Origin of the sequence: Mesorhizobium sp. M0317, assembly GCF_040321555.1 — a bacterium.
GTDB lineage: Bacteria > Pseudomonadota > Alphaproteobacteria > Rhizobiales > Rhizobiaceae > Mesorhizobium.
The window spans coordinates 1-26,794 of record NZ_JAMYRV010000040.1 but is presented as its reverse complement, the minus strand read 5'-3'; the positions used below and the strand labels follow the sequence as shown (position 1 = coordinate 26,794).

Here is a 26,794-nt window from a genome sequence, read left to right as displayed (position 1 = left end):
AGACCGGCAGCAAACCGGCTTTCCCGACCAGGCGAGGGACCTTTCGGATGGACTTCATCTTCATGCTGACGCGCAACGATCGCACGGTCGAGGACTGTCTCGACCTGGTCGATTTGATTGAGCCGGTCGGCCTGAAGCATGTCGGCTTCAAGGATATTGGCGTCGCGCCGGATGTGCTGCGCAAGCTCGCTGTCGCCATTGGCCGGACAGGCGCCACCACTTACATGGAAGTTGTCTCGACGACGGCTGAGGCCTGCCTTAATTCCGCGCGCATCGCCAGGGATCTCGGCATCCAGCGCCTGCTCGGTGGTACCCAGGTCGACGAGATCATGGCGTTGCTGGAGGGGAGCGGCACCGAATACTACCCTTTTCCCGGGCGGCCGGTCGGCCATCCGACCAAGCTCGGCGGTTCGGCCGAGGATGTCGAGGCCGACTGCCGCGCCTTCGCCGAGAAGGGTTGTGCGGGATGCGACATCCTCGCCTATCGCGCCACCGAGGCCGACCCGGCCGAACTGGTGCGCGCAGCCCGGCGCGGGCTTGGTCCGTCGCGGCATCTGATCGTCGCCGGCGCTGTGGCATCAGCCGATCGCATCAAGGCAATCAAGCTGGCCGGCGCCAACGCTTTTACCATTGGCACAGCGGTTTTCGATGGCTCCTATTCGCCGACGAAAGGTTCTATCCTCTCGCAACTGCGGGATGTCCTCGCGGATTGCGAGCGTGTCTAATGCCAGTCATCGGCATCGATCTCGGCACACAAAGCCTAAAGGCGATCGTTGTCGATGACGAATTGCGGCTGCGTGGCGAGGCCGCTGTGTTGTACCAGCCGGCCTTCCCGGCGCCCGGCTGGGCCGAACAGAACCCGGCGCTGTGGCTGGCGGCGCTCAAGCCGGCCATTGCCGGCGCGCTCGACAAGGCTGGGCTTGCGCCGTCCGACATCAAGGGTATTGCCATTGCCGGCCAGCTCGACGGCTGCGTCGCGGTCGATCGCAATGGTGAGGCGCTGGCTCCGTGCATCATCTGGATGGACCGGCGGGCGGCAGGAGAGATCGCCGGCATCGACCCGGACTTCATCCGTGAGCGCACCGGTCTCGTTCTGGACGCCACCCATATGGCGGCGAAAATCCGCTGGGCCGCGCGCAACCTGCCCGAAGCGCGCCGAGTGGCGCTCTGGCATCAACCGGTATCATTCGTGGTCGCAGCGTTGTGCGGTCGTGCCGTCATCGATCACGCGCTGGCCTCGACGACCATGCTCTATGGGCTGAAGGAGCACAATTATGCCGGCGATCTGCTGGCGGCCTTCGACATCGATGCAGATAAATTGCCTGGCATCGACGATGCATCTGAGATCGCCGGCGCCTTGACCCACGCCGGCGCCGAGCTCACCGGCCTTCCTGTGGGCACGCCGCTGGCGGTCGGCACCGGCGATGATTTTTCGGCCGCCCTAGGCGCCGGGGTTGTCGTGCCCGGTGTCGTCGCCTGCAATCTCGGCACGGCCGAAGTGGTCGGCGCGGTATCGGACACGCTTCGCCTCGACCCCGGCGGCCTGGTCGAGACCCATGGCTTTCTCGGCGACGGCTATTTCATCTCCAATCCCGGATGGCTCTCGGGCGGCGCGGTGACGTGGTTTCTAACAACCTTCGGCCTCGATTCGCCGGCGGCGATGTCGGAACTGGCGGCGACGGTGGTTGCCGGCAGCGACGATTTGCTGTTCTTGCCCGCGTTGTCCGGTGCCATGGCGCCGCGCTGGATCGCCGAAGCGCGTGCCGCTTTCTACGGCCTGACATCCTTCCACGGCAAAGCCGCTTGTGCCCGTGCCGTGCTGGAGGGCTGTGCCTTTGCCATGCGCGACGTGGTCGACCGGCTGGACGATCTCGATATCGCGACGGATCGCATCCGGCTCTCAGGCGGTGGCGCGCGCAGCCGGGTATGGGCGCAAATCCGTGCCGATGTCAGCGGCAGGCCGGTCGAGATCGCGGGTGCGGCCGATGCCTCGCCGATCGGTGCGGCAATCCTTGCCGCCGCAGCCATCGGCCTTACCTCCTCAGTGCAGCAGGCGGCTGAAAGGCTGGCCGGCCACATCGAGACGATCGACCCTGATCCTTCCGCCAAGGCCGCCTACGACAGAAGTTACCGCCGGTATCGCACCTTGTTCGATGCCCTGACCCCGCTTCATGCTGACTGACCGGACTGCATCCTATGTCCAGACAAATGCTCGATCGCCTTATTGCCGGCACGCTGCCTGACCCGGATAGCCAGGGAATGCTGTCGGTGCCGCTGAAGACCATCGTCATAGGGCGCGGTCTCGGCGATGAAGCCGATGCGCTGGTCAAGCCGCTGCCGCTCGGCCGCAGGCTCGCCGTTGTCATGGATCCCGACACAAGGCTGGCGCTCGGCGAGAGAGTGTCGATCGCACTGCGCGGCTCCAGCGATGTCGACAAGATCATCCTGCCGCGCCATCCGCATCCCGACATGGACACCGTGCGATCGGTGATCGCCCGCACGAAAGACGCCAGCGGTCTGGTCGCGGTCGGATCGGGCTCGATCAATGACATCACCAAATATGCCGCCCATCTGACCCAAAAGCCCTATGCGGTGTTCGGCACCGCGCCGTCGATGAACGGCTACACCTCGGTGTCTGCGGCAATCACAGAGGACGGCCTGAAGAAATCGCTGACGGCGAGCCTGCCGGTCGGTGTCTTCCTCGATCTCGATGTCATGGCGCGAGCGCCGCACCGGCTGATCGCTGCCGGCTTCGGCGATTCGATGGCGCGGCCGACCGCGCAGACCGATTGGCTGATGGCGCACCTGTTGCTCGGCACGCCCTACCGGGAGGCGCCGTTCATGCTTCTGGCCGAGGACGAGGAGGCGCTTATCGCCAAAGCCGGCGAACTCGGGACCGGCGACCTTGAGGCGACGGAAGTGCTGGTGCGCACGCTGGTCATGTCGGGCCTTGGCATGACTTTGTGCGGCGGCTCCTATCCGGCCAGTCAGGGCGAACATCTCATCGCCCACTATATCGACATGCGGGGCCAGGGATTGCCCGAGGCGCATCACGGCGAGCACATAGCGGTGACGACGTTGACGATGGCGCGGCTACAGGAACGCGTGCTGGCGCTGCGGGAGCTGCAGCTCGCGCCCTCCGCCGATACGCCAGACCGCTTCATCGAAATCTTCGGCGAAACGCTCGGACGTTCCTGCTGGGCGGCATTCAAGCCCAAGCTGCTGGACCGCGAACGGGCGGACGCTGTCAACACCATGCTGGCCAGGCAGTGGCGCTCGCATCGCGAAAGGCTGCTGCGGGTGGCACGCCCGGCGCGCGAGATCGCGGCAGCACTGCGTGCCGCCGGCGCCCCGACCACGCCGCAAGAGGTCGCCATACCGGCTGGCTTCTACGACGAGGCGGTCGCCAATGCGCGGCTGATCCGCGACAGGTTCACCATGCTCGACGTCGCTGCTGCCTCGCTCGAAACGGTTGCGGCGGGAGCCTGAGCGGGTGCTGCGTCCGCTCACCGACTTCACCGCGCCGGACCGGCGCAACATCGCTGTCGTGCTGACCGACATAGACGACACCTTGACCGACAAGGGGCGGTTGCCGGCAAAAGCCTATGCGGCGCTCGAGCGGCTGAAGCAGGCCGGCTTCATTGTCGCGCCGGTTACCGGCCGCCCTGCCGGCTGGTGCGACCTGATCGCCCGGCAATGGCCGGTGGACGGCGTGATCGGCGAGAACGGCGCCTTCTATTTCCGCTACGACGACGCCAAAAAGCGGATTGTTCGCCACTACGCCAAGAGCGCTGCCGAACGGCAGGCCGATGCCGCACGCCTCAAGGAGATCGAGCAAACCGTTCTGAGCGAAGTTCCGGGTGCGGCGGTCGCGGCCGACCAGGCCTATCGCGAGGCCGATCTGGCGATCGATTTTTGCGAGGACGTGGCGCCGCTGCCCAAAACCGAGGTTCTGAAGATCGTCGGCATCTTCCAGCGCTATGGCGCGACGGCGAAAATCTCGTCCATCCACGTCAATGGCTGGTTCGGCAAATACGACAAACTGTCGACAAGCCGGCTATTCTTGCGGGACTGTTTCGGCGTAGATATCGACCACGACAAGGACAGCATTGTCTTCGTCGGCGATAGTCCAAACGATGCACCAATGTTCGGCTTCTTCCCCAACAGCGTCGGCGTCGCTAATGTGCTGGACTTCGCCGGCGAGCTTCCGGCGTCTCCCGCCTTCGTCACACGCGGGCGCGGCGCGCAAGGATTTGCCGAGCTTGGCGACGCGCTGATTGCTGCAAAGGGAATGGAATAGTCATGGACCAAGGCCGACTGACGAAGAAGGAGCGGCACGCGCTTATCCTTTCGGAAGTGCGCCGGTCGGCGTCGATACGCATCTCCAAGCTCGCACGGCGCATCGGCGTCGCCGGCGAGACCATCCGCCGCGATCTCATCGAACTCGGCGATGCCGGACTGATCAACCGCACCTATGGCGGTGCGACGATCTCGCTGGTGACATCAGAGCCGGTGATTTCGGAGCGCGGCCTGACCCTGGTCGAGGAGCGCGCCCGCATCGGCCGCGGCGCGGCAAGCCTTGTCGAGAAGGGCCAGATCGTGATGATCGATGGCGGTTCGACCACCTATGAGGTGGCGCGCAACCTTTCGCAGCTGAAGCGCGACCTGACCATCATCACCAATTCCACCGGAGTGGCCTCTGTGGCCGGCGCCAATCCGACCTTTCGGGTGCTGCTCTGCCCCGGGACCTATGATAGCCGGGAAGGCAGCGTGTTGGGCGAAGACACCGTCGAGTTCCTGCGCCGCTACAATGCCGACGTCGCCATTATCGGGGCATCGGGGATAAGCGCCGATGGTCCGAGCGACATGATCTCGGGCGCCGCAGCCGTTAAACGCGCGATGATATCGCGTTCATTGTCGACGGTGCTGGTGGTGACCCACGACAAGTTTGGCCGCAGCAGTCTCGAACGCATCTGCGGGCTCGATGACATTGCCGATATCGTCACCGACAGCGAACCGAAGGCCGACCTGCGCACTGCTGCCGAACAGGCGGGCACGGAGCTGCATGTGTTTGCCGCCGGCTGATCAGCAACTGCTTATTCGGCGGCATCCCGGTTGGTCAGCGCGATGTGGCAGCAGCCGGAGCCGTGGCCCGGCGTCCAGGTGACATTGTCGAAGCGCACGCCCGTTGCCTCGAACAGACCACGGTCGAAAGCGCCGGCGATGCGGCAGAGCGTGGCGAGTTTTTCATCACCGACACCGGCCTCGACCCAGGCGTCCTTCAGCGGACAACGCTTCACCTTGAAGGCGATGTGGTCCGGCCCGCGCTCGACATCGGTCGGATACATCAGGCCGCCATCCGGGCTGACGGCCAAAAATGCCTCGCCGATGGCCGGCGCGTCGTTAGGTCCGAAACGGACGAAGGCGGCCGCCGCCACCTCCTTGCCGCGCTGCTCGATGGTGCGGATCATGATCGCCTCGGCCTTTTCCGCGCCGAGTTCGCCGGTCAGCTCGTCGAGAAACAGACGGTAGAGATCGGCGCGGTTACGGAAGGCGGAATCGAGTTCGCGCGAGAGTTTTTCGGCTCTGGCTTCTGGTTCGGTCATGGTACTTGCCTGCTGCTTCTGTCCAATCTTGGCGCCGCCGCAACCAGCGCCTTGCCGATTGCCGACTGCGGCGCGTCGATAACGTTGCGGGCGTCGCCGCTCTCGGCGATCCGCCCGGCGTCGAGAAGAACGACGCGGTGGGCGATGGCCCGTACGACGCCGAGATCATGCGAAATGAAGAGATAGGCGATCCGTTCCCTGGCTTGCAGGTCGAGCAGCAACGCAAGGATCTGTCCGCGGACCGAAACGTCGAGCGCCGACACCGCCTCGTCGAGCACGATCAGCGACGGTTTGGTTGCGATGGCGCGGGCGATGGCGACGCGCTGGCGCTGGCCGCCGGAGATTTCGTGAATGGCGCGCGGGGCGAGATCGGCTGCCAGCCCGACGCGATCCAGCAAGGCAGCAATGCGGGCCGGCCTCTCGGCGCGGGAAGCGATGGCATGGATGCGCAAGGGATCGTCAAGCACGCGAGCCACCGTGGCGCGCGGGTTGAACGCGGCGAGCGGATCCTGGAACACCATTTCCAGGCGCGCGCGCTTGGTGCGCAGGGCCGCACCCTTCAAGAGCAGAAAGTCATCGCCTTCGAACTGGACGGTGCCGGCGTCGGGCTCGATCAACCTAAGCACCAGCCGCGCGATCGTCGACTTGCCGCTGCCGGAGGGCCCGGCCAGCGCCAGCGTCTCGCCGGGTTCGATGGCGAAGGAGACACCGTCGACGGCCGCGATGGCCTTGCCGCCACGACGGTATCGCTTGGTAAGACCGGAGACGGTGAGCAAGTTCATGCCGGCGCCCGTCGTAGCAGCGGATCGGCGTCGAGGCCGAGATGGGCGTCGAGCAGCGTTCGCGTATAGGCATGGCGCGGGGCGTTTATGATTTGCTCCGTCGGGCCGAGTTCGATCAGTTCGGCGTTCCGGAATACAGCGATACGCTCTGCGAGTTCGGCGGCCAGCGCGATGTCGTGGCTGATGAACAGCAGCGTCATGCCGTCCTCCGCCACCAGTTGCCGAATGAGGCTGACGATTTCGGCTTGCACAATGGTGTCCAGCGCGCTGGTCGCCTCATCGGCGATCAGCAGTTTCGGACCGGCTGCAATGGCCGCGGCAACAGCAACGCGCTGCTTCTGGCCGCCGGAGAGCTGGTGCGGGAAAGCACGCATGGCGGTTTGTGGGTCGGGCAGGCGGACGCGTTCGAGCAGGGTCTTTGCCTTGGCGTATGCTTGCGGCCAGTCGAGTCCGAGATGGGCGCGGGCGACTTCGGCGATCTGTTTGCCGACGTTCATGACGGGGTCGAGGCTGGCGGAGGGGTCCTGGAAGACGAAACCAATGTCGCGGCCGGGAAGGGGGAGCGTGCTGGGCTCGGTTAATTTGAGAGGTCGGCGTTCCGTCACACCCCCCTCTGTCCTGCCGGACATCTCCCCCGCAAGGGGGGAGATTGCTCTCTCATCTTCGCCTTCGCCAACCACGAACGTTGCAGAAGGGAAGCCGTCGGCAAAGCTGCTGATCTCCCCCCTTGCGGGGGAGATGTCCGGCAGGACAGAGGGGGGTGGGAAGGATCGCGGCGCCTGAAATTGCCACTTGACATGCCCTTCAATCTTGGCGCTCGCCGGCAGCAGTCCAGCCACCGCCAGCGCCAGCGTGCTCTTGCCCGAACCGCTTTCGCCAATGATCGCCAGCCGCTCGCCGGCAATAACATCCAGGCTGCCCCCCTTCAGCGCCGTCACCTCGCTGCCATCTCGCCGATAGCGCACCGACAGATCGCGTATCTCAGCCAGTGCGGTCACGACAGGCTCCTCCGCACCGCCGTCGTCTCCACCACGCATTCGCCGGCGAGATAGATACCGAGCACGGTCAGTACCAGGGCAATGCCCGGAACGATCGACAGAAAGGGTGCGGTGCGCAGCACAGTGCGGCCCTCGGCGATCATGCCGCCCCAGGTGACGCGATTGGGGTCGCCGAGGCCGAGGAAGGACAGCGCTGCCTCGGTGAGGATCGCGGCCGCCACGATCACCGAGGACAAGGCCAGCACCGGCGGCAACGCGTTGGGCAACACCTCGCGAAAAGCGATCTCAAGCGGATGCATGCCGATGACGCGAGCGCCGGCGACGTAATCGCGTTCGCGGATCGACAGCACTTCGGCGCGCGCCACACGCGCCGGCCCGGTCCAGGCGCCGAGCGCTATTGCCGCGACGACGATGCCGAGCGACGGACCGACGACGCTGACGAAGGCCAGCGCCAGCAGGAAACTCGGCACGGTCTGGAAGGCATCGGTGATGCGCATCAGCACCTCGTCGACAAGGCCGCCGGCAAAGCCGGCCAGCGTGCCGACGACCGCGCCGACGAAGAGTGCCGCCGCCGCCGCCGCCAGGCCGACCGCCAGCGAGGTGCGGGCGCCGTGGAACAGTTCGGCCAGCACGTCACGGCCGAGCCGGTCGGTGCCGAGCGGCAGCGACCAGTCCTGGAACGGCGGCAGCAGTGCTGGTCCGGCAATGGCCTGCGGGTCGCCGGGGAAGAGCAGCGACGCAAACAGCGCCATGGCGAACAGAAGCGCCAGGATGATCGCGCCGGCGACCGCTTCCGGCCGGCGCAGGAACCGCGGCAGCGCGCTCACGCGCTGGCCTCACTGGCGCCGACGCGCGGGTCGAGGAAGGCGTAGGCGATGTCGACTGCAAGGTTGATGGCAATGACGAGGACGGCGCTGGTGAGGATGATGCCGAGCAGCAGCGGCGTGTCGCGCGAGGCGACCGCTTCCTGCGCCAGCCGGCCGAGGCCGGGCACGGCAAAGACGCTCTCGATGACGACGCTGCCGCCAAGCATCTGCGCCGATTGCAGGCCGAGCATGGTGACCAGCGGCAAGAGCGCGTTGCGGGCGACATGGGCGAGCACGATGCGGCGGCGTGACAGCCCCCGGGCGCGGGTGGCGAGCACAAAATCCTGCCGCCACGCCTCGGCCATGCCGGCGCGCATCATGCGCAGATAGAGCGCGAGATAGATGAAGCCGAGCGCGGAAACCGGCAGGACGAGGTGGACGGCGATGTCGGTGGCGCGGTCAAAACCGGTCTTGTCCGAGGCCAGGCTCTCGATGCCGCCGATCGGCAGCCAGCGCAGGTCGACGGCAAAGACGACGATCAGCACCAGGCCAAGCCAGAAACCCGGCACGGCATAAAGCGCCAGCGAGCCGATCGACAGGAAGCGGTCGCGAAAGCTGCCGGGTCTGGCGCCGGCGTAGATGCCGAGCGCCGAGCCCAAACCGAAGGAGAGCGCAGTGGCGGTCACCATCAGGAGCAGTGTCGTCGGCAGGCGTTCCAGGATAACATCGCGAATTGGCCGCGAGAAGGTAACGGACTGGCCGAGGTCGAAATGCAGCAGCGCCCAGAGATAGTTCGCGAGCCGTGTCAGCTCGGACTGGTCGAGGCCCCAGCGATGGCGCAGCAATTCGATCATGCCGGCGTCGCCGCCGGTCGAGACGATGTAGGCGTCGACCGCGTCACCGGGGGCAGCTTCCAGGAGGAGGAATGTGCCGATGATGACGATCAGCAGCACGAAGATGCTGCCGACGAGGCGACGGCGGATGAGGGTGAGGGCGCGGGTCATGGGAAAGGCATAGCGCTGCGCCAGTCGGGAGAGGTGCGGTGTCTAGGCACCCCCCTCTGTCCTGCCGGACATCTCCCCCGCAAGGGGGGAGATTGGATGTCGCCTCTGCCTTCGCCAATCTTCGATGCCGAATGTACGCGACAGCGAAGCTGCTGATCTCCCCCCTTGCGGGGGAGATGTCCGGCAGGACAGAGGGGGGTGTGACGAAACGCGGCCCTACGCCATGCCTTCACACCAATTTCTTTGCGAACTTTCATCCGCGCAAATGTGTCACGATTCCAGATAGGTGTCCGCCCAGTTCGACACCGCCCATCGCGGGTTGTTGGCGATGTTGCCCACGGTATCGCGCGCGACGCTGATGAAGCTCCATTCGGCGACGTTGATCAGCGGCAGGTCCGCCGCGACCTGTTTCTGGAATTCCTTGTAGAGGTCGGTGCGCGCTGACGTATCCAGCGTCTCCGAAGCCTTGGCGATCAGCGCGTCGAGCGCGGCGTTCTTGTAGCCGCCCTGGTTGGAGAACGGCACGCCGTCGGGAATGCCGCTCTGCACCAGGATGGTGGTCGAGATCGCCGGGTCGCCGCGGAACACCGGCGGGCCGACGGCGAGGTCGAAGGCGTGGTCGGTGTAGACGGCCTTGATGTGCGCGGCCGAGTCGTTGTTGACGATCACGGCGTCGATGCCGATTGCCGCCAGCGCCTGGCGCAGATAGTCGCCGAACTGCTTCGTCTCGTTGAAATAGGGTGCCGGCAGGAGTTTCAGCGCAAAACGCTTGCCGTCATCGGCGCGCTTGTACCCCGCGTCGTCGAGCAAGGCGTTGGCCTTGGCGACGTCGAATGGATAGATCGGCACGTCGGCAGTGTAGAATTGCGGATCGTTCTTCGGCACCGGGCCGGTGGCGGTGGCGGCATAGCCGAGGAACACCGTCTTGACGACGAAGTCCTTGTCGATGGCATGCGCGATCGCCTGGCGGACCTTCACGTCGGCCAGTTCCTTGCGGCGATGGTTGATCTCGACGACGAGCTGATAGGTCAGCCCCTCATAGCCCTTGGAGATGACCTTCAGGCCCGGCACCTTGGAGATGCGGTCGAGATCGGCGAGCGGCACGGCGGAGAAGGCGGCGAGCTGGATCTCTTCGGCCTCGAGCGCCGCTGCAGCCGACGTGCGGTCGGGCAGCACCTGGTAGATGATCTCGTCGAGATACGGCTCGTCCTTGGCCCAGTAATCCGCATTCCTGGTCAGCTTGTAATACTGGCCGGCCTTGTATTCGCCGAACTTGAACGGTCCGGTGCCGATGGGTGCATTGTTGGCCGGGTTGTCCTCGATCTTGCCGACCTCGTAGATGTGCTTCGGCACCACGCTTGACAGCGCCGGCAGCGCGTTGCGGATCAGCTGGAACGGCGTTGGCTTGGCGAATTTGAAGAAGGCGGTCAGATCGTCAGGCGTGTCGACGCTGGCCAGATCCTTGAACACGGTGCGGCCGAGATTTTGCAGCGGCTTCCAGATCTGCAGCGCCGAGAAGGCGACGTCGGCCGAGGTGAACGGCTTGCCGTCATGCCACTTGACGCCGTCGCGCAGTTTGAAGGTCACCGACAGCCCGTCGGCGGCACCTTCCCAGGAGAGCGCAAGGCGCGGTTCCAGTCCGTCCTTGCCTTCGAACGAGGCTTCGGCCAGCGTTTCGACGATCTTGCTGGAGATGAAGAAGACGCCGTTGGAGGCGACGATGGCGGGATTGAGGTTGCGCGGCTCGGAATCGGCGGCAAGCACGAGGCGGCCGCCCTTCTTCGGCGTCTGCGCCCAGCTGAATGTGGGCATGGCGGTGGAGGCCAGCAGTAAAACTGAGCCGCCAAGCAGCGTGCGTCTGGAAATATCCGACATGATCAAACTCCGTCCTCTCCGCGACCAGATGGGCGCACCCCTCGACGCTGGCGGCACCCGCATCCTCGCGGCGATTATGGCCCTTGCCAAGGGTTTCGCCAGAGACGGAATTGGCGCATCCTTGCTTGGCTTTGAAATTTTCGTCCGCTGGACCAGTTTAGAGGTGGCCCTTTCATTCTGATATTCTGGCAGGACCAGATTGCCTAAATGTGCAGCAATGACGACTTGGTGACAGCCTGCCGAACCAATCTAACCTGTTTCTGGTGGACCAGAGTGGACGAAATGGTGCAGATTTGATCGAAGTCAAGGGATTGGACGCAGTACGGCCGGCGATCCCACTGATATCAGGGAGAGAAAGATGAGCATCGCCCCGGGCAAGAGCGCCGTCAGCAATATCCCGTTCGATCAGGCGAGGGTCGACCGGCTGATGGAAGAGGCCGGCATCGATGTTCTGCTCGCGACCTCCAAGCACAACACGCAGTATCTGCTTGGCGGCTATAGGTTCATCTTCTTTGCCGCCATGGATGCGATCGGCCATAGCCGTTACCTGCCTATCGTCCTCTATGAAAAGGGCGGGCCCGATCATGCCGCCTATATCGGCAACCGCATGGAAGGCGCCGAGCACCAGAACAACCCGTTCTGGACGCCGACGCTGCATGCCGCCTGCTGGGGCACGCTCGATGCTGCCAATCTTGCGGTCGAGCACATCAGCAAGATCGGCAAGGCCGGCGCCCGCCTCGGCATCGAGCCGGCCTTCCTGCCGTCGGACGCCTATGCGCTGATCCGCAAGGCGTTGCCGGATGCCAGGCTGATCGACGCGACCGGCATGCTGGAGAGCATGCGCGCCATCAAGACGGACGCCGAGCTGGAAAAGCTGCGTATTGCCTCCGAGCTAATCACGGATTCCATGCTGGCGACCATCCAGTGGGCGCATGAAGGCACGACCAAGGCGGAGATCATCGAGCATCTGCGGCGCGAAGAAACCAATCGCGGCGCGCATTTCGAATATTGCCTGCTGACGTTGGGCGCCAGCCACAACCGCGCGGCGTCACCGCAGGCTTGGAAAAAGGGCGACGTGCTGTCGATCGATTCCGGCGGCAATTATCACGGCCATATTGGCGACCTCTGCCGCATGGGCATTCTGGGCGAACCGGATGCCGAACTGGAAGATCTGTTGGCCGAGGTCGAGACAGTGCAGCAGGCGGCGTTCTCGAAGGTGAGCGCAGGCACCGTCGGCGGCGATATGATTTCGCATGCCGAGGGCGTGCTGAAGGCCTCCAAGGTCGCGCCCTACACGGATTTCTTCGCCCACGGCATGGGGCTGATCACGCATGAGGCTCCGTTCCTGATGACCAACCATCCAGTGACCTATGAAGGCACCTATGCCGCCAAGCCGCTGGAGACAAACATGGTGCTGTCGGTGGAGACGACCATGCTTCACCCGACGCGGGGGTTCATCAAGTTGGAGGACACGTTGGCGGTGACGGATACGGGATATGTGATGTTTGGGGATCGGGCGCGGGGGTGGAATAGAGGTGGGATAGCCTAGCTCGGCGCTACCCCCTCACCCGGATTGCCATCCGAATTGCGAAGGGCAATTCGGGGCTATCCGACCTCTCCCCGAGGGGAGAGGAGTTTGCGCCGGCGCTGGCTTCTGCCTCTTCTCCCCTCGGGGAGAAGGTGGCCGCGAAGCGGCCGGATGAAGGGGGCTTTTCGCGATTACTTCCCCGCCGGGATCAGCCTGAAATCCGGCAGCTCCCGCAGCACCAGTTCGGGTCCGGCCGGCGAATAGACCACGAAGAGCTGCATCGGCCCATCGCCCGTGTTCAGTGTCGAATGGAAACGGCTTTCCGGCACATAGATGGTGCAGCCGGGGCCGACCTTGGCGACGACCGGATTGCCGTTCTCGTCCTCGACCATTTGTTCGCCATTGCCTGAGATGACGAAGATGATTTCTTCCGCGCCGGGGTGGTTGTGGCGGGTGTGGCCCTTGCCTGAGGGCAGGTCGACGACGCCGCCGGAAAAGCGCTCAGCGCCATTCACTTCAGGCGCGACCGTCAGCGACAGCTTGCCCCAGTCAAAGCCGAAGGCGCTCACGTCCTTCGGGTATACGAATACCTTGCTCTTGTCGGTCATGATCTCATCCCTTCTTTTTCTTCTGGTCGTGCAGCGTGACGGCCTTGAAATCCGCCGTCTGCCTGGCGATCGCGGCTTCAGCCGGCAGCCGTTCCATCGAACTCGCGCCATAAAAGCCATGCAGGCCCTTGCAGCGGTCGAGAATGTATCTCGCGTCGTCCGGCATCGAGATCGGCCCGCCATGGCAAAGCAGGATGACATCCTTGCGCACCGAGCGCGCCGCGTTGGCGATGACGTCGATCTCGACCACGCAGTCGTCGAGCGACTTGGCCGACGTGGCTCCGATCGAGCCGCCGGTCGTCACCCCCATATGGGCAACGACGATGTCGGCGCCGGCTTTTGTCATGGCGCGCGCCTCGTCGGGGTTGAAGACATAGGGCGTGGTCAGAAGATCGAGCTTGTGCGCCTCGGCGATCATGTCGACCTCCAGCCCGAAGCCCATGCCGGTTTCCTCAAAACTCTGGCGCATGCTGCCATCGAACAGGCCGATGGTCGGGAAATTCTGCACGCCGGAAAAGCCCATCGTCTTCAGCTCGGCAAGCAGCAACGGCATGATGACGAAGGGATCGGTGCCGTTGACACCGGCCAGCACCGGCGTCTTCTTGACCACCGGCAGTACCTCGTATGCCATTTCCTTGACGATCTCGTTGGCGTTGCCATAGGCGAGCAGGCCCGCAGCCGAGCCGCGCCCGGCCATGCGATAGCGGCCGGAATTGTAGATGATGATGAGGTCGATGCCGCCGGCTTCCTCGGCCTTGGCCGACAGGCCAGTGCCGGCGCCGCCCCCAACGATGGGCACGCCGTCGGCGATCATCGCCTTGAACTTCTTCAATATGTCCTTGCGCGGTATTGCGGGCATTTGTTGGCTCTCACTATCTGGCGATGTCGAGGAAGGCCGCGGTTGCGGCTTTGGCAAATTCCGGATCGTTGATGTGCAACGGCAGGCGTGAGACCCGGCGCGCGGCGTTCGGCTTGATGGTGCGCTCGACGGCATCGAACAGCACGGCGTCGGCTTCGGGGTCGAAGAAGGCGCCGCCCTCGATGTCGAGTGCCGAGACGCCTTTTTCGGGGATCAGGAAATGCACAGGGCCCTCGCAGCGAGCGAGCCTGGTGCCGATCCACTCGCCTATACCGCGGCATTCGTCCACCGTGGTGCGCATAAGCGTGACGTTGGGATTGTGCTCGTAAAACAGCCGGCCCCTAAACTTCTCGGGAATGGTCGGCGGCGCCCAGAAATTGACCATGTCCAGCGCGCCGACCGAGCCTACATAGGGCAGCTTGGTGCGGGCGATAGCGCCGAAGCGGTCTTCCGTCGCCGGCAGCACGCCGCCGAACAACAGGTCGCAGACTTCCGTCGTGGTGATGTCGATGACGCCGGCGAGCAGGCCCGAGTCTGCGAGCTTCTCCATCGAGCGGCCGCCGGTTCCGGTGGCGTGGAAGACCATGCAGTCATAGTTGGCGCGCAACTGGTCGGCGATGGCGGTCACGCAAGGCGTGGTGACGCCGAACATGGTGAGCCCGAGTGCCGGCTTGCCGGTGGCAGTCGGCGCCGGCTTGGCAGCCATGCCGGCGATCGCTTGCGCCGCGTTGTGCAGCACGACGCGTGACAGCCGGTTCAGTCCCGCCATATCGGTGACCGATGGCATCATGATGATGTCGGAGACGTCGACATAGGGCGCGGTGTCGCCGGAGGCGAGCGTCGAGACCATGATCTTGGGCAGCCCAAGCGGCAGCGCGCGCATGCCGGCAGTGATGATCGACGTGCCGCCGCCGCCGCCAATGCCGATCACGCCTGATATGTCGTCGCGCGACCAAATGAAACTGGTGAAGGCGGCGCCCATCCCGGCCACTGCCGTGCCGCGATCATCGATGCCGAGCACGCCACTGGCTCCATCCGGATGATGCGCCGCGACCTCGCTGGCCGGGATATCGACCGGCACGGTGGCGCCGCGCGTTCCGATGTCGACGCGGGCAACCGAACTGCCGGTGACCGCAATAGCATCGGCCAGGAAGGCAAGTTCCTCGCCCTTGGTGTCGGCTGTGCCCACCACGTAGATGCGTTTCATCGCGTTTCTCCCGTCACCGCCGACCCGGCGCTGGACCGCCTGCCGCTCTTTTGCTTGGTCTTCCGAAAGCAAAGCCCATTGCATTTTTTTGAGACGCGCGTATCGTATTGACATGGAAGTCTCACGTCAACAAGCCGCTGGGAGCGACGACGCCAACGAGGCTGCCGAACGCGGCCCACGTGCCCGCACAAAACGGCTGATGCTGAAGACGGCGACGCGGCTGATGCAGGCGGGCGTCACCCCGTCGGTCAGCGAAGTCGCGGAGGCGGCGCAAGTGTCGCGCGCCACCGCCTATCGCTATTTCCCCAGCCAGGCAGCCCTGGTGCAGGCGGTGGTCGACGAGGGGCTTGGGCCGATCCTGACCTGGCAATCGACGTCCACCGATGCCGGGCGCCGCGTTGCCGAATTGTTCGATACCGCCATGCCGCGCATCGAAGCTTTCGAGGCAACTTTCAAGGCAGCGCTGAAACTGTCGCTCGACCAATGGGCGCAGCGGCAGGCGGGCACGCTGGGCGGCGAGCCGCAATTCACGCGCGGACATCGCGTCCAGCTGCTGAAGGATGCCATCGCACCGCTCAAAGGCCGGCTGCCGCCGCGCGAGTTCAAGCGCCTGGCGCAGGCGCTGTCGATGATGTTCGGCGTCGAAGTGCTGATCGTGCTGAAGGATATATGGGGGCTCGATAGCCGCGGCATGCGGTCGGTCGCGCAATGGGCGGCGGGCGCCCTTGTGCGCGCCGCGGTGGCGGAATCGACGGCTGAAATCGATGCGGCCCCGACAGCGGCATTGGCGAAATAGCGCCAATCTGGTTCGACCAGATTTGGATGCCCACTATTGATGTTAACCGGGATGGCAGTGCCGAAACAAGGCTCTCCTATATCAACGAGTAGGAAAATTCAGGGAAAACAGTCGGATACATGAAAAATCCGGTTATACAAGGTCCGGTGGTGATCCAAGAAAGAGCTTGACGGCTATCCAAAATTGGTAATACCAGATCAGGACAGAAAAAGCGGATCAAAAGTGAGAGCTGCGATCCATTTTCCGGCAAAGCGAGGAGGCTTGGAACCGGAAAGGTGCGATCTCGGGAGGAACTACCAGGGCCGGCTTCACCGCCGGCTCTCATGACAAGGTAGAATGCGCACAAGGGAGGAAATCATTATGCGCAAGACAATGACCAGCCTGCTTGCTGGTATCGGCTTAGTACTTGCCTGCGGAACGTCCGTCTACGCGCAGGACAAGGAGCTCACCATCTTTTGGGCGGAATGGGATCCGGCCAACTACCTGCAGGAACTCGGCAACGAGTACGAGAAGGAAACCGGCGTCAAGATCACGGTGGAAACCACGCCCTGGTCCGACTTCCAGACCAAGGCTTTCACCGAGTTCAACGCCCATGGCGACGCCTATGATATGGTCGTCGGCGACTCGCAATGGCTCGGCGCCGGCTCGACCGGCGGCCACTATGTCGACCTGACCGACTTCTTCAACAAGCACAAGCTTGGCGAAGTGATGGCGCCGGCAACGGTGAAATATTACGCCGAGTATCCGGGCGGCAGCAGCAAGTACTGGGCGATCCCGCTCGAAGGCGACGCTGTCGGCTGGTCCTATCGCAAGGACTGGTTCGAGGACCCGAAGGAAAAGGAAGCCTTCAAGGCCAAATACGGCTACGATCTCGACGTGCCGAAGGATTTCAAGGCGCTGCGCGACATCGCGGAGTTCTTCTATCGGCCGGATCAGAAGCGATACGGCATCGCCATCTACACCGACAATTCCTATGACGCGATGGCGATGGGCTTCGAAAACGCGCTGTTCTCCTTCGGCGGCGAACTGGGTGACTACAAGACCTACAAGGTCGACGGTTTCATCAACTCCGACAAGGCAATCGCCGCACTCGACGCCTACAAGGAACTCTACACGTTCACGCCTCCGGGCTGGGCCAAGTCGTTCTTCGTCGAGGACAACCAGGCGATCACCGAAAACCTGGCCGCGATGAGCATGAACTACTTCGCGTTCTTCCCCTCGCTGATCAACGAGGCGTCGAACCCGAACGCCAAGAACACCGGCTTCTTCGCCAATCCTCCAGGCCCGAACGGCGATCAGTTCGCCGCACTCGGCGGTCAGGGCATCTCCATCGTCTCCTACTCCAAGAAGCAGGAAGAGGCGACGAAGTTCCTTGAATGGTTCATCAAGGACGAGACCCAGAAGAAGTGGGCGGCGCTCGGCGGCTACACCTGCAGCGCCGCCGTGCTCAAGTCGGACGAATTCCAGAACGCCACGCCGTACAACAAGGCCTTCTACGAGACCATGTTCAAGGTGAAGGACTTCTGGGCGGTGCCGGAATATGCCGAGCTGCTGCAGCAGCTCAACCAGCGCGTCTATCCCTACATGATCGGCGGCGAAGGCACCGCCAAGGAAACGCTGGACGCGCTCGCAGGCGACTGGAACGCGACGTTCAAGAAATACGGCCGCGGCCAATAAGCAGCTTTTCTCGCGGAGGAGGCATCCGTGCCTCCTCCGTTCTTTTTTTCCGAAACGGGAGCAGGGTCTTGGCGACCACGATGATCACCACGCTGGACACTTCCTCGCGGGCCGCTGCACGCGGCTTGAGCGACATGTCGATCCGCAACCTCTTCATAATCCCGACGATCCTGTTCCTGATCATCTTCAATATTTTCCCACTGATCTATTCGCTGGGCTATTCCTTCACCGATTTCCGCGCGTCGACCAACGCGCCGGCGAATTTCGTCGGGCTGCAGAATTATCGCGATCTGCTCAACGATCCCTATGTCTGGTCCAACTTCGCCATCACCGCGAAGTACGTCATCATCTCGGTCGCGGGTCAGCTGCTCGTCGGCTTCGGCGTGGCCATGCTGCTCAACCGGGATATTCCCCTCAAGGGTCTCATCACAACGCTGCTGCTGCTGCCGATGATGCTGTCGATGGCCGTCGTCGGTCTGTTCTGGAAACTGCTCTATGATCCGTCATGGGGGGTCATCAACTATGCGCTTGGCCTCGGCAATTTCGAGTGGCTGGCCGATCCCAAGATGGCGCTCTATGCGGTTGCGCTGACCGACATCTGGATGTGGTCGCCCTTCGTCATGCTGTTGTCGCTGGCCGGCCTTTCGGCGGTGCCGAAGCATCTCTACGAAGCAGCGGCGATCGACCGCGCCGGACCGTTCTACACCTTCTTCCGCATCACGCTGCCGCTGGTCGCGCCGATCCTGATGATCGCGGTCATCTTCCGCACCATGGAAGCGTTCAAGACCTTCGACCTCGCCTATATCCTGACCAGCCAGCCGACGGCCGAGCTGATCTCTATCCGGCTGTACAAGATGGCGTTCCAGGAATGGCAGACCGGGCGCTCCTGCGCGCTCGCCTACATCGTGCTGATCATGGTGCTGGCCATCACCAACATCTACGTCAAGTACCTCAACAAGGTGAAGGAGCGCTGAGATGGCCGCCGTCCGCACTTCTTCCGAAATAGGCTTCAATCGCGTCGCCATCGTCGCCGTCCTTTTGGTGACGATCATCTTCCTGGCGCCGATCTACTGGATCGCCTCGACGGCGTTCAAGCCGCGCAATCTTGCCACGACCATCCCGCCGACGGTGGTGTTCCAGCCCGAGATATCGCCGTTCGTCAAGCTGTTCACCAAGCGCTCGCAGATGCGCAACCCGCCGTCGCCGGAAGAGTATGCGGCGGCACCCTGGTGGGAACGTGTCGTGTTTGACGGCGGTGAAAAGATCGTGCGCGACGGCAAGGGCCAGGTGCAATGGTCCGGCTATCCGAGCCGCTTCATGAACTCGCTGATCATCGCCATCACCTCGACGGTGCTGGCTGTCGGCATGGGTACCTTCACCGCCTACGGCTTCTCGCGCTTCAAGGTGAAGGGGGAGGCGGATCTGCTCTTCTTCATCCTGTCGACGCGCATGCTGCCGCCGGTGGTGGTCGCGATCCCGATGTTCCTGATGTACCGGGCCGTCGGCCTCAACGATTCCCATATCGGGCTGATCATCCTTTATACCGCCTTCAACCTGTCCTTTTCGGTGTGGCTGATGAAGGGGTTCATGGACGAGATCCCGAAGGAGTATGAAGAGGCAGCGCTGGTCGACGGCTACACCCGCATGGAAGCCTTCTTCAAGATCGTGCTGCCGGAGGCCGCCACCGGCATCGCCGCGACCGCGGTTTTCTGCTTCATCACGGCGTGGAACGAGTATGCCTTCGCGCTGATCATGACCAACCGCCGCGCCCAGACGGCGCCGCCCTTCATCCCCAGCCAGGTCGGCGCCGGCCTGCCCGACTGGACGGTGATCGCCGCCGGAACCTTCCTGTTCCTGCTGCCGGTCGCAATCTTCACCTTCCTGCTCCGCAACCATTTGCTGCGCGGCATGTCCTTCGGAGCGATCCGCAAATGATCTTTCGAGCCATCAACCAGAAATATCTCGAACCGGGGTCTCAGGTGCTGATGGTCCTCGGCATCATCGCGCTTTGCCAGCCGTGGAACCTGCTGCTGCACAGCTATGGCGTGACCATCATCCTGATCGGCTTGATCGGCTTCAACATCACCTCGAAGATCGCGCCGGCGGAGAAGGCCGGTACCGGCCAGGTGCGCAATCCGGGAGCAGAGCATTGACCCAGATTGAGCTTCGCGGCGTCCAGAAATTCTTCGGTGCGGTCCAGGTCATCAAGGACCTCAACCTCAAGATCGACGACAACGAGTTCATCGTGCTGCTCGGTCAGTCGGGTTGCGGCAAGACGACGACATTGAGGGCGGTTGCCGGGCTGGAGACGATCGACGGCGGTGACATCCTCATCGACGGCAAGCCGGTGCAACACCTCAAGGCCGCCGACCGCGACATCGCCATGGTGTTCCAGTCGTTCTCGCTCTACCCGCATATGAGCGTCTATGAGAACATTGCTTTTCCCTTGCGCGCGACGCGCAAGAGCAAGGCCGAGATCGATAGCGAGGTGCGCTCGGTCGCCAAGACGCTGCAGATCACGGAACTGCTGGCCAAGAAGCCGTCGGCGCTGTCGGGCGGCGACATGCAGCGTGTGGCCATCGGCCGGGCTCTGGTGCGGCGGCCGAAGGCGATGCTGATGGACGAGCCGATCGGCGCCCTCGACGCCAAGCTGCGCGAAGAGATGCGGGCCGAGATCAAGCGGCTGCACATCAAACAGGGCTCGACCACCATCTATGTCACGCACGACCAGATCGAGGCGATGAGCCTCGCCGACCGCATCGTGATCATGCATGAGGGCGTGCTGCAGCAGGTCGGTTCGCCCGACGAGGTCTATTCGCATCCGGCCAATCTGTTCGTGGCGCAGTTCGTCGGCAGCCCGGTGATGAACGTCGCCGATGCGGCGATCGCCGAGACCGCATCGGCGGCCTCGGTCACCGTCGGTGGCGCTGCCGCCGGCTTCGAATTTCCGCGCACGCTTTTGTCCAAGCTCAACGGCCATGCCGGCGGCCAGCTGGCGCTCGGCATCCGGCCCGAAGGCGTGCTGGTGCGCCATGAAGCGGCGGAGGGTTTCTTGCCGGTCGAGACACAGATCGTCGAGCCGCTCGGCTCGTTCGACATTGTCGATCTCAAGGTCGGCTCCAAGATGCTGCGCGCGCGCACCAAGAGCGGCTTCGTCGGCGGCCCGGGCGAAAAGGTCTTCGCCAGGATCGATCCGACGCAAGCACATTTCTTCGACACGGCAAGCGGCAAGTCGCTTGAGGTGAGGCTCTGATGGCTCATATCCAGCTCAAGAATATTTCCAAGAGCTTCGGCAACCACACCGCACTGGCCGGGCTCGATCTCGAGATCGCCGATGGCGAGTTCTTCGTGCTGCTCGGCGAGACCGGCGCCGGCAAGACGACGACGCTGCGCATGATCGCGGGTCTGGAAAAGCCGACCGAGGGTCAGGTGTTCATCGACGGCGTCGACGTCGCCGACTGGGGTGCGGCCGAGCGCGACGTGGCGCTCGTGCTGCAGCAATATTCGCTCTATCCGCGCTATACGGTCCGCGAAAATCTCGAATTTCCCCTGAAGCCGAAGATACGTCGGCTGCCGGATGCCGAGATCAAGGACCGTGTTGCGCGGGCGGCCAAGACACTGCGGATCGAGCATCTGCTCGACCGCAAGACTGACCGCCTTTCAGGCGGCGAAATGCAGCGCGTCTCGATCGGGCGCGCCATCGTGCGCAAGCCGCGCGTGTTCCTGATGGACGAACCGCTGTCGGCGCTCGACGCCAAACTGCGCGAGGCGCTGCGCACGGAACTGAAGAACCTGCAGATCCAGCTTGGCGCCACCTTCCTGTTCGTCACCCACGACCAGATCGAGGCGATGTCGATGGGCGACAAGGTGGGCGTGCTCAACCATGGCCGCATCATCCAGACCGGCACGCCGCACGAGATCTATAACAATCCGCGCGATACCTATGTGGCCAGCTTCGTCGGCTCGCCGCCGATGAACCTGATCGATGGCAAGCTGGTCAACGGCCGCGCGGTGATGGCGCCGCTGAATTTCGAACTGCCTTTCTCTGGGGGTGCCAAGGCGGGCGGTGCGACCGACGGTCGCCCGCTCGTCTTCGGTATTCGACCTGAGGATGTGTATCTTGAAAGCGGTGCGCCGGTCGAGGCACGCGTCCACGATGTCGAGAACCATGGCGTGGAAAAGATCCTGACTCTGCGGGTCGGCGACACGACGCTGCGCGCCACGGTGCCGGCCAGAACCGATGTCCAGATCGAGCAGCCGGTGCGCTTTGCCTGGAATCAGGACAAGGTGGTGCTGTTCGACAAGGGCAGCGGCGTGAGCTTGCGGCACGCCAGCTAATTTAGACTACATCCACTCCCAGCTTGCGCAGCGGCCCATCACGGTTTTCGGGCCGCTGTCTTGGTGATGGCTGCAACGAAGCACTTGAGGCTTTCCTCGACATAGGTGGCCACCTCGATCGTCGGGTCAAAACTCCACCACAGCAGTGAGCCCTGCCAATGCGATGCCATCAGCAGGCCGATGTCGCGCGGGGTGTCGGGCGTTCCGGCGAAGCAAGCCGCAAGGGCCTCGCTCAGGAACGCTTTCCAGGCGGCGCCCCGCGCCCTGAGCACGGGGTCGCGCAGATCCTCGCGCAGCACGAGCAGGCCTTCGGCATAGGCTTCGATGCCGCCATAGCCCTGCGATAGTCCCACCAGAAGCTCGATGGCGCCTGCCGGGGTTTTGGCAACCGTGGCCGTCAGCATCCTGGTCTTGTCGTCGAGACCGCCCCAGGCACAGAGCAAGGTGCGCTGCTTCAGCTGCGCCTTGTTTCCAAAGCGCTGCACCAGTGTCGCGCCCGAGAGGCCGCAGGCCTTTGCCAGCCGCTCAAAGGTGAGCGCCTCGGGGCCTTGATCGTGAATCAATCGCAGCGCGGCTTCCAGCACCTGCTCGTCGGATTGCGTTTTTGGTCGAGTCATCTTGACATCCAGATATAACCGAATGATCATTTATATCTGATGTGAGCGGCGAAGGCCAGCTGGATTAATCATTGTTTCGTTTGGGAGCGTACCATGACATTGCAGGGAAAAGTCGCTTTGGTCGCCGGCGCCACGCGTGGCGCAGGGCGGGGAATCGCGGTTGAGCTCGGTGCCGCCGGCGCCACCGTCTATGTCACGGGGCGCACCACACGCAGCCAGCAATCCGACTATGCCCGGCCCGAAACCATCGAGGAGACGGCGGAGCTGGTTTCTTCGCATGGCGGCAAGGGCATTGCCGTGCAAGTCGATCATATGGTGACTGATGATGTGCGCAGTCTGGTCGAGCGCATCCGGGCCGAACAGGGTCGGCTCGACATTCTGGTCAACGATGTCTGGGGCGGCGAAAAGCTGTTCGAGTGGAATAAGCCGGTCTGGGACCACAATCTGGAAAACGGCCTGCGCCTGTTGCGGCTCGGCATCGACACGCATCTGATCACCGCGCATCATGCGCTGCCGCTGATGATCGAGCGGCCGGGCGGGCTGCTGGTCGAGGTCACTGACGGCACCGCCGAGTACAATGCCGATCACTATCGGCTGTCGCCGTTCTACGATCTCGCCAAGGTCGCGGTGAACCGCATGGCATGGGCACACGCCAAAGATCTTGCTGCGCATGGCGCCACCTCGGTGTCGCTGACGCCCGGCTGGCTGCGTTCCGAAATGATGCTGGAGGCGTTTGGCGTCACCGAAGACAATTGGCGCGACGCCACCTCCAACGTGCCGCATTTCGTCATTTCCGAAACGCCGCGCTTTGTCGGCCGCGCGGTCGCGTCGCTTGCGGCGGATCCGGATCGTGCGCGCTGGAACGGCCAGTCGCTGTCCAGCGGTGGGTTAGCGCAGATTTATGGTTTTACCGATCTCGACGGCTCACGCCCGGACGCCTGGCGCTATGTTCCGGAGGTACAGGACGCCGGCAAACCTGCCGATGCCGCGGGTTACCGGTAAGCTTAGACCGAGCGGCCATCGAAGTCGAAAATCGACAGACCGGCAGCATCAATATCCGCAACGCAGTTAAGGTTGATGTAGGCGCTGCGTTCGTTGCCCTGACTGACATCCTCGGCAAAGGGATGGATGCCGCAGGTGCGGCAGAAGCGATGCGCCATTGCATGATTGCCGAATGTGTAGGTGCCGAGATCGTCGCCCCACGCCAGCACCGTCAGGCTGTCATGCGGGATGGCGGCCAACAGCGCGCCCTTGCGCGAGCAGATCGAACAATTGCACCGCACGGCGCCGGTCAGCTGCGCCTTGAATTCGAACGCAACCTTGCCGCAGTGGCAGCTGCCTTTGTACAGCATCAGTCCCTTCCTATCGCTGGCAGGTGCAAAGGCACGCTGTCCGGGCTATTCCTTCCGCTGACCTAGCGGCCCATATGCCTTAAAGACGCTCCACCTTGACGGAATCCGACATCGACATGCAATCAATCCGCGATCGTCTCGAGATCATCCTGTCACGTCTTGCCAGTTGCGCGGCAGGCGAGAAGGTGTTCACCAAACTCTATGCCGAGGCGGCGCGCGCAGCGGCCGAGGCCACCGATGCGCGCAAGAAGGCCGGCGTATCGCTCGGGCCGCTCGACGGCACCATCGTGTCGATCAAGGATCTGTTCGATGTCGCCGGCGAGCCGACCACGGCCGGGTCGCTGATGCTGAGGGACACCGCGCCCCGTCGGCACGACGCTGCGGTCGTCAGCCGTCTGCGCCAGGCCGGCGCCGTCATCATCGGCAAGACCAACATGACCGAATTCGCCTTCACCGCTATCGGCGACAACATGCACTACGGCACACCGGGCAATGCCGCCGACACCAGCCGCATTCCAGGCGGTTCGTCGTCGGGCGCCGCCGTGTCCGTTGGCGAGGGGACGAGCGACATTTCCATCGGCTCCGACACCGGCGGTTCGGTGCGCATCCCGGCATCGCTGAACGGCGTCGTCGGTTTCAAGCCGACGGCGCGGCGCGTGCCGCTGACTGGTGCCTATCCCCTTTCTGCGACGCTGGATTCGATCGGGCCGCTGGCGCTGAGTGTTGCTGCGTGTGCCCTGGCTGACGCCGCGATGACGGGCGAGCAGATGCCGCAACTGCACCTGCCGTTAGCGCTTGCCGGGCTTCGTGTCGGCATTCCGCGCGGCCTGCTTTTCGAAGACACGGAAACGGAGATTGCCGCCGCGTTCGATCGCAGCCTTGCCGGGATCGAGCAGGCAGGCGCGTGGCTCACGGACATTTCGATCGACGACCTCATTGCCGATCTGCGGCTGGCCACCAAACGCGGCTCGATCGCGGCCATGGAAGGTGCTGAAATCCATGCCGACTGGCTGGCGACGGGCGCATCGATGCCGGTCGATCCCCATGTCAGCGGGCCGCTGTCGCGGGCGGCGGCCATACCGACGCCGGTTTATATCAGGGCAATGCGTCGTCGCGCGGCACTGTGCATAGCCATGGACGAGCGGTTGGGTTCGGTCGATGTGCTGGCTCTGCCGACCACGCCGGTGACAGCGCCGACTATCGTTTCGATGGCCGAGGATACGGCTCTGCGTGAACGCACTGAAGGTCTGCTGCTGCGCAACACCCAGGTCGCCAACCAGTTCGACCTCTGCGCGATCTCGCTACCGATGCCCGGCATGACGCTGCCGGCCGGGCTGATGCTGGTGGCGCGCAATGGCCATGACCACCATCTGCTGCGCATCGCGGCTGAAATCGAGCGGCTGCTTGGTCGGTAATAGTCAACCCGACGAGCAGTGCTTGCGTTCGCTGTCCTTGGCGGTGCGCAGGATGCCCGTCGCGAACAATGTCGGCACGTCGTGCTGCTTGCCGTTGAAGCTGTGTGGCCGGTTCTCGATTGTTCCTGTGACAACGAGCTTGCCGGCATAGAGCTTGTCGGAAAGGTCAAGCGCCTTGTCCTGCTGCGGCAAGCCGTCGATGTCGACCCACACACCCTTGACGACCTTTCCGGTGGCGAGGTCGAGCGCGCTGGTAGAAGGGCAGGGCGCCATCACGCAGCGCAGGCCGTTGTCGCAAGGCACGTAGCTGCTTTCGGCCTGAGCCTCGGCTGGCGGCACGCTTGTACCGGCAATCAGAAGAAGAACTCTCACGACGCTCTTGACCATGTCGGCGAAGGTCGACGGCAAATCCGCGAAAATTGAGGCGGCTCGCAGAAACGTCAGTCGGCAGGAAACCGTCTGCGGTAATGCTCGACCACGTCGGGATTGCGCAGATTGACAGGCAGCCGGTTGGCCAGCACCAGCAAGGTCTCGCCGGCAGCACCCACCCCCATGCGCATCATCGATTGCTCGGTGATCCCCGCCATATGCGGGGTGACGATGACATTGTCGAAACCGAAATAGGGATGGTTTGCCGGCAGCGGCTGCGTGGCAAAGACGTCGAGTGCGGCGCCGCCGATGCGGTCCTTGCGCAAGGCCTCGATCAGCGCCTCGTCATCGATCACCGGTCCGCGCGAAATGTTGACCAAAAGCGCGTCCGGCTTCATGCGGGCAATGCGTTCGCGGCCGATCAGGCCGCGCGTTTCCGGCGTCAGCGGGCAGCAGAGCACGATGATGTCGCTCTGTTCGATCAGCGCATCGATCGACAGGAAGCCGATCCTGTCGGGTGCCGGCTGCATGCTGCGGGTCGTCGCCACGACGTCGAGGCTGAAGCCGTGCGCGGCGATATGGGCGACCGCCTGACCGATGGCGCCGAAGCCGATGATGCCGATGGTCTTGCCGGCAAGCTCGCTGGCATGGCTGGCGTGGTCGCGGCCGGCATTCCAGCCCTTGGCGCGCAAGTCGCGGTCTACCGAACGGAAGCGCCGAAGCAGGGCAAGGGCCGCGAACATCACATATTCAGCGACCGAACGCGCATTGACCGCCGGCACGTTGGCGACCAGCACGCCGGCCGCGGGGGGCCCGCCCCCCCCCCCCCCCCGCGGGCCCCCCCCCCCCCCCCCCCCCCCCCCCCCCCCCCGCCGCCCCCCCCCCCCCCCCCCCCCCCCCCCCCCCCCCCCCCCCCCCCCCCCCCCCCCCCCCCCCCCCCCCCCCCCCCCCCCCCCC

At 63.9% G+C, this 26,794-nt stretch carries 29 protein-coding genes; 16 read left to right on the top strand and 13 right to left on the bottom strand.

Annotated elements, in window-relative coordinates:
- Positions 1–47 precede the first annotated feature (47 nt).
- The 5 genes from NKI88_RS23915 to NKI88_RS23895 are packed head-to-tail and all read left to right on the top strand — an operon-like array spanning position 48 to position 5,085.
- Positions 48–725, top strand: coding sequence for a beta/alpha barrel domain-containing protein (locus tag NKI88_RS23915; RefSeq protein ID WP_023672934.1), 678 nt, complete (start codon positions 48–50; stop codon positions 723–725).
- The gene (locus NKI88_RS23910) at positions 725–2,182 is read left to right on the top strand and encodes a xylulokinase (RefSeq protein ID WP_352657665.1); all 1,458 of its coding nucleotides are present in this window, start codon (positions 725–727) and stop codon (positions 2,180–2,182) included. Before NKI88_RS23915 ends, NKI88_RS23910 begins: the two co-directional genes overlap by 1 nt.
- 14 nt (positions 2,183–2,196) lie before the next feature.
- Positions 2,197–3,489, top strand: coding sequence for an iron-containing alcohol dehydrogenase (locus NKI88_RS23905; protein WP_084567111.1), 1,293 nt, complete (start codon positions 2,197–2,199; stop codon positions 3,487–3,489).
- 7 nt (positions 3,490–3,496) lie between these two features.
- Positions 3,497–4,300 (top strand): HAD-IIB family hydrolase, encoded by an 804-nt coding sequence (locus tag NKI88_RS23900; protein WP_352657712.1) that lies wholly within the window; start codon positions 3,497–3,499, stop codon positions 4,298–4,300.
- Positions 4,301–4,302: 2 nt separating this feature from the next.
- Positions 4,303–5,085, top strand: coding sequence for a DeoR/GlpR family DNA-binding transcription regulator (locus NKI88_RS23895; protein ID WP_352657662.1), 783 nt, complete (start codon positions 4,303–4,305; stop codon positions 5,083–5,085).
- 11 nt (positions 5,086–5,096) lie between these two features.
- Here NKI88_RS23895 and NKI88_RS23890 read toward each other — a convergent pair whose 3' ends face one another.
- The 6 genes from NKI88_RS23890 to NKI88_RS23865 form a co-directional block, all read right to left on the bottom strand.
- Positions 5,097–5,606, bottom strand: coding sequence for an L-2-amino-thiazoline-4-carboxylic acid hydrolase (locus NKI88_RS23890; RefSeq protein WP_023701464.1), 510 nt, complete (start codon positions 5,604–5,606; stop codon positions 5,097–5,099).
- Positions 5,603–6,388 carry an ATP-binding cassette domain-containing protein gene (locus NKI88_RS23885; protein WP_023701465.1) on the bottom strand — a complete coding sequence of 262 codons (786 nt, stop codon included), beginning with the start codon at positions 6,386–6,388 and terminating at the stop codon, positions 5,603–5,605. The genes NKI88_RS23890 and NKI88_RS23885 overlap by 4 nt, the downstream gene beginning before the upstream one ends.
- Positions 6,385–7,386, bottom strand: coding sequence for an ABC transporter ATP-binding protein (locus tag NKI88_RS23880; RefSeq protein ID WP_352657658.1), 1,002 nt, complete (start codon positions 7,384–7,386; stop codon positions 6,385–6,387). Before NKI88_RS23880 ends, NKI88_RS23885 begins: the two co-directional genes overlap by 4 nt.
- A complete protein-coding gene (locus NKI88_RS23875) occupies positions 7,383–8,213 on the bottom strand; it encodes an ABC transporter permease (RefSeq protein ID WP_023743090.1) in 831 nt (276 codons plus the stop codon). Before NKI88_RS23875 ends, NKI88_RS23880 begins: the two co-directional genes overlap by 4 nt.
- The gene (locus tag NKI88_RS23870; RefSeq protein WP_352657655.1) at positions 8,210–9,196 is read right to left on the bottom strand and encodes an ABC transporter permease; all 987 of its coding nucleotides are present in this window, start codon (positions 9,194–9,196) and stop codon (positions 8,210–8,212) included. Before NKI88_RS23870 ends, NKI88_RS23875 begins: the two co-directional genes overlap by 4 nt.
- A gap of 270 nt (positions 9,197–9,466) precedes the next feature.
- Positions 9,467–11,071 (bottom strand): ABC transporter substrate-binding protein, encoded by a 1,605-nt coding sequence (locus NKI88_RS23865; protein WP_352657653.1) that lies wholly within the window; start codon positions 11,069–11,071, stop codon positions 9,467–9,469.
- On the opposite strand from NKI88_RS23865, the gene NKI88_RS23860 reads away from it, so the two are divergent.
- Positions 11,070–11,252 carry a hypothetical protein gene (locus tag NKI88_RS23860; protein ID WP_352657651.1) on the top strand — a complete coding sequence of 61 codons (183 nt, stop codon included), beginning with the start codon at positions 11,070–11,072 and terminating at the stop codon, positions 11,250–11,252. The genes NKI88_RS23865 and NKI88_RS23860 overlap by 2 nt on opposite strands.
- A 177-nt stretch (positions 11,253–11,429) precedes the next feature.
- Positions 11,430–12,620 carry a M24 family metallopeptidase gene (locus NKI88_RS23855; RefSeq protein WP_352657649.1) on the top strand — a complete coding sequence of 397 codons (1,191 nt, stop codon included), beginning with the start codon at positions 11,430–11,432 and terminating at the stop codon, positions 12,618–12,620.
- Positions 12,621–12,790: 170 nt separating this feature from the next.
- On the opposite strand, the gene NKI88_RS23850 is transcribed toward NKI88_RS23855, so the two are convergent.
- From NKI88_RS23850 to NKI88_RS23840, 3 genes are read right to left on the bottom strand one after another with little or no spacing between them, the layout of a single operon-like run.
- Positions 12,791–13,207, bottom strand: coding sequence for a cupin domain-containing protein (locus NKI88_RS23850; RefSeq protein WP_023753232.1), 417 nt, complete (start codon positions 13,205–13,207; stop codon positions 12,791–12,793).
- Positions 13,208–13,211: 4 nt separating this feature from the next.
- A complete protein-coding gene (locus tag NKI88_RS23845; protein WP_023747007.1) occupies positions 13,212–14,066 on the bottom strand; it encodes a phosphoenolpyruvate hydrolase family protein in 855 nt (284 codons plus the stop codon).
- Positions 14,067–14,079: 13 nt separating this feature from the next.
- Complete coding sequence (locus NKI88_RS23840) at positions 14,080–15,273, bottom strand: Tm-1-like ATP-binding domain-containing protein (RefSeq protein WP_352650834.1); 1,194 nt, start codon at positions 15,271–15,273, stop codon at positions 14,080–14,082.
- A 112-nt stretch (positions 15,274–15,385) separates the two neighbouring features.
- Here NKI88_RS23840 and NKI88_RS23835 point away from each other — a divergent pair, with 112 nt between their 5' ends.
- The 7 genes from NKI88_RS23835 to NKI88_RS23805 all read left to right on the top strand — a co-directional run bounded on the left by NKI88_RS23835 (position 15,386) and on the right by NKI88_RS23805 (position 22,084).
- Positions 15,386–16,069: a TetR/AcrR family transcriptional regulator gene (locus NKI88_RS23835; RefSeq protein WP_352510251.1), complete on the top strand. Its 684-nt coding sequence runs from the start codon at positions 15,386–15,388 to the stop codon at positions 16,067–16,069.
- 360 nt (positions 16,070–16,429) lie between these two features.
- Positions 16,430–17,746, top strand: a complete 1,317-nt coding sequence (locus NKI88_RS23830) for an ABC transporter substrate-binding protein (protein ID WP_023682996.1) — start codon at positions 16,430–16,432, stop codon at positions 17,744–17,746.
- Between the two features lie 68 nt (positions 17,747–17,814).
- Positions 17,815–18,720, top strand: a complete 906-nt coding sequence (locus tag NKI88_RS23825) for a carbohydrate ABC transporter permease (protein ID WP_352657645.1) — start codon at positions 17,815–17,817, stop codon at positions 18,718–18,720.
- A gap of 1 nt (position 18,721) precedes the next feature.
- Positions 18,722–19,681 carry a carbohydrate ABC transporter permease gene (locus NKI88_RS23820; RefSeq protein WP_023682998.1) on the top strand — a complete coding sequence of 320 codons (960 nt, stop codon included), beginning with the start codon at positions 18,722–18,724 and terminating at the stop codon, positions 19,679–19,681.
- The gene (locus NKI88_RS23815) at positions 19,678–19,899 is read left to right on the top strand and encodes a hypothetical protein (protein ID WP_352657643.1); all 222 of its coding nucleotides are present in this window, start codon (positions 19,678–19,680) and stop codon (positions 19,897–19,899) included. The genes NKI88_RS23820 and NKI88_RS23815 overlap by 4 nt, the downstream gene beginning before the upstream one ends.
- Positions 19,896–20,999 carry an ABC transporter ATP-binding protein gene (locus NKI88_RS23810; protein WP_023683000.1) on the top strand — a complete coding sequence of 368 codons (1,104 nt, stop codon included), beginning with the start codon at positions 19,896–19,898 and terminating at the stop codon, positions 20,997–20,999. Before NKI88_RS23815 ends, NKI88_RS23810 begins: the two co-directional genes overlap by 4 nt.
- A complete protein-coding gene (locus NKI88_RS23805; RefSeq protein WP_023683001.1) occupies positions 20,999–22,084 on the top strand; it encodes an ABC transporter ATP-binding protein in 1,086 nt (361 codons plus the stop codon). The genes NKI88_RS23810 and NKI88_RS23805 overlap by 1 nt, the downstream gene beginning before the upstream one ends.
- A 38-nt stretch (positions 22,085–22,122) precedes the next feature.
- Here the strand turns inward: NKI88_RS23805 and NKI88_RS23800 are convergent, their stop codons facing one another.
- Positions 22,123–22,701, bottom strand: a complete 579-nt coding sequence (locus tag NKI88_RS23800; protein ID WP_352624931.1) for a TetR/AcrR family transcriptional regulator — start codon at positions 22,699–22,701, stop codon at positions 22,123–22,125.
- A gap of 93 nt (positions 22,702–22,794) precedes the next feature.
- On the opposite strand from NKI88_RS23800, the gene NKI88_RS23795 reads away from it, so the two are divergent.
- Positions 22,795–23,703 carry an SDR family oxidoreductase gene (locus NKI88_RS23795; protein ID WP_352657640.1) on the top strand — a complete coding sequence of 303 codons (909 nt, stop codon included), beginning with the start codon at positions 22,795–22,797 and terminating at the stop codon, positions 23,701–23,703.
- A 2-nt stretch (positions 23,704–23,705) separates the two neighbouring features.
- Here NKI88_RS23795 and NKI88_RS23790 read toward each other — a convergent pair whose 3' ends face one another.
- Positions 23,706–24,053 (bottom strand): GFA family protein, encoded by a 348-nt coding sequence (locus NKI88_RS23790; RefSeq protein WP_352510254.1) that lies wholly within the window; start codon positions 24,051–24,053, stop codon positions 23,706–23,708.
- A gap of 116 nt (positions 24,054–24,169) precedes the next feature.
- Here NKI88_RS23790 and NKI88_RS23785 point away from each other — a divergent pair, with 116 nt between their 5' ends.
- Entirely contained in the window at positions 24,170–25,468 is a 1,299-nt protein-coding gene (locus NKI88_RS23785; protein ID WP_352657709.1) for an amidase, read from the top strand.
- A 3-nt stretch (positions 25,469–25,471) separates the two neighbouring features.
- On the opposite strand, the gene NKI88_RS23780 is transcribed toward NKI88_RS23785, so the two are convergent.
- Both NKI88_RS23780 and NKI88_RS23775 read right to left on the bottom strand, forming a co-directional pair.
- On the bottom strand, positions 25,472–25,840 hold the full coding sequence (locus NKI88_RS23780; RefSeq protein ID WP_245263082.1) for a PQQ-binding-like beta-propeller repeat protein: 369 nt from the start codon (positions 25,838–25,840) through the stop codon (positions 25,472–25,474).
- Positions 25,841–25,908: 68 nt separating this feature from the next.
- A partial coding sequence (locus NKI88_RS23775) for a 2-hydroxyacid dehydrogenase (protein WP_352657637.1) occupies positions 25,909–26,794 on the bottom strand: 886 nt, incomplete at its 5' end.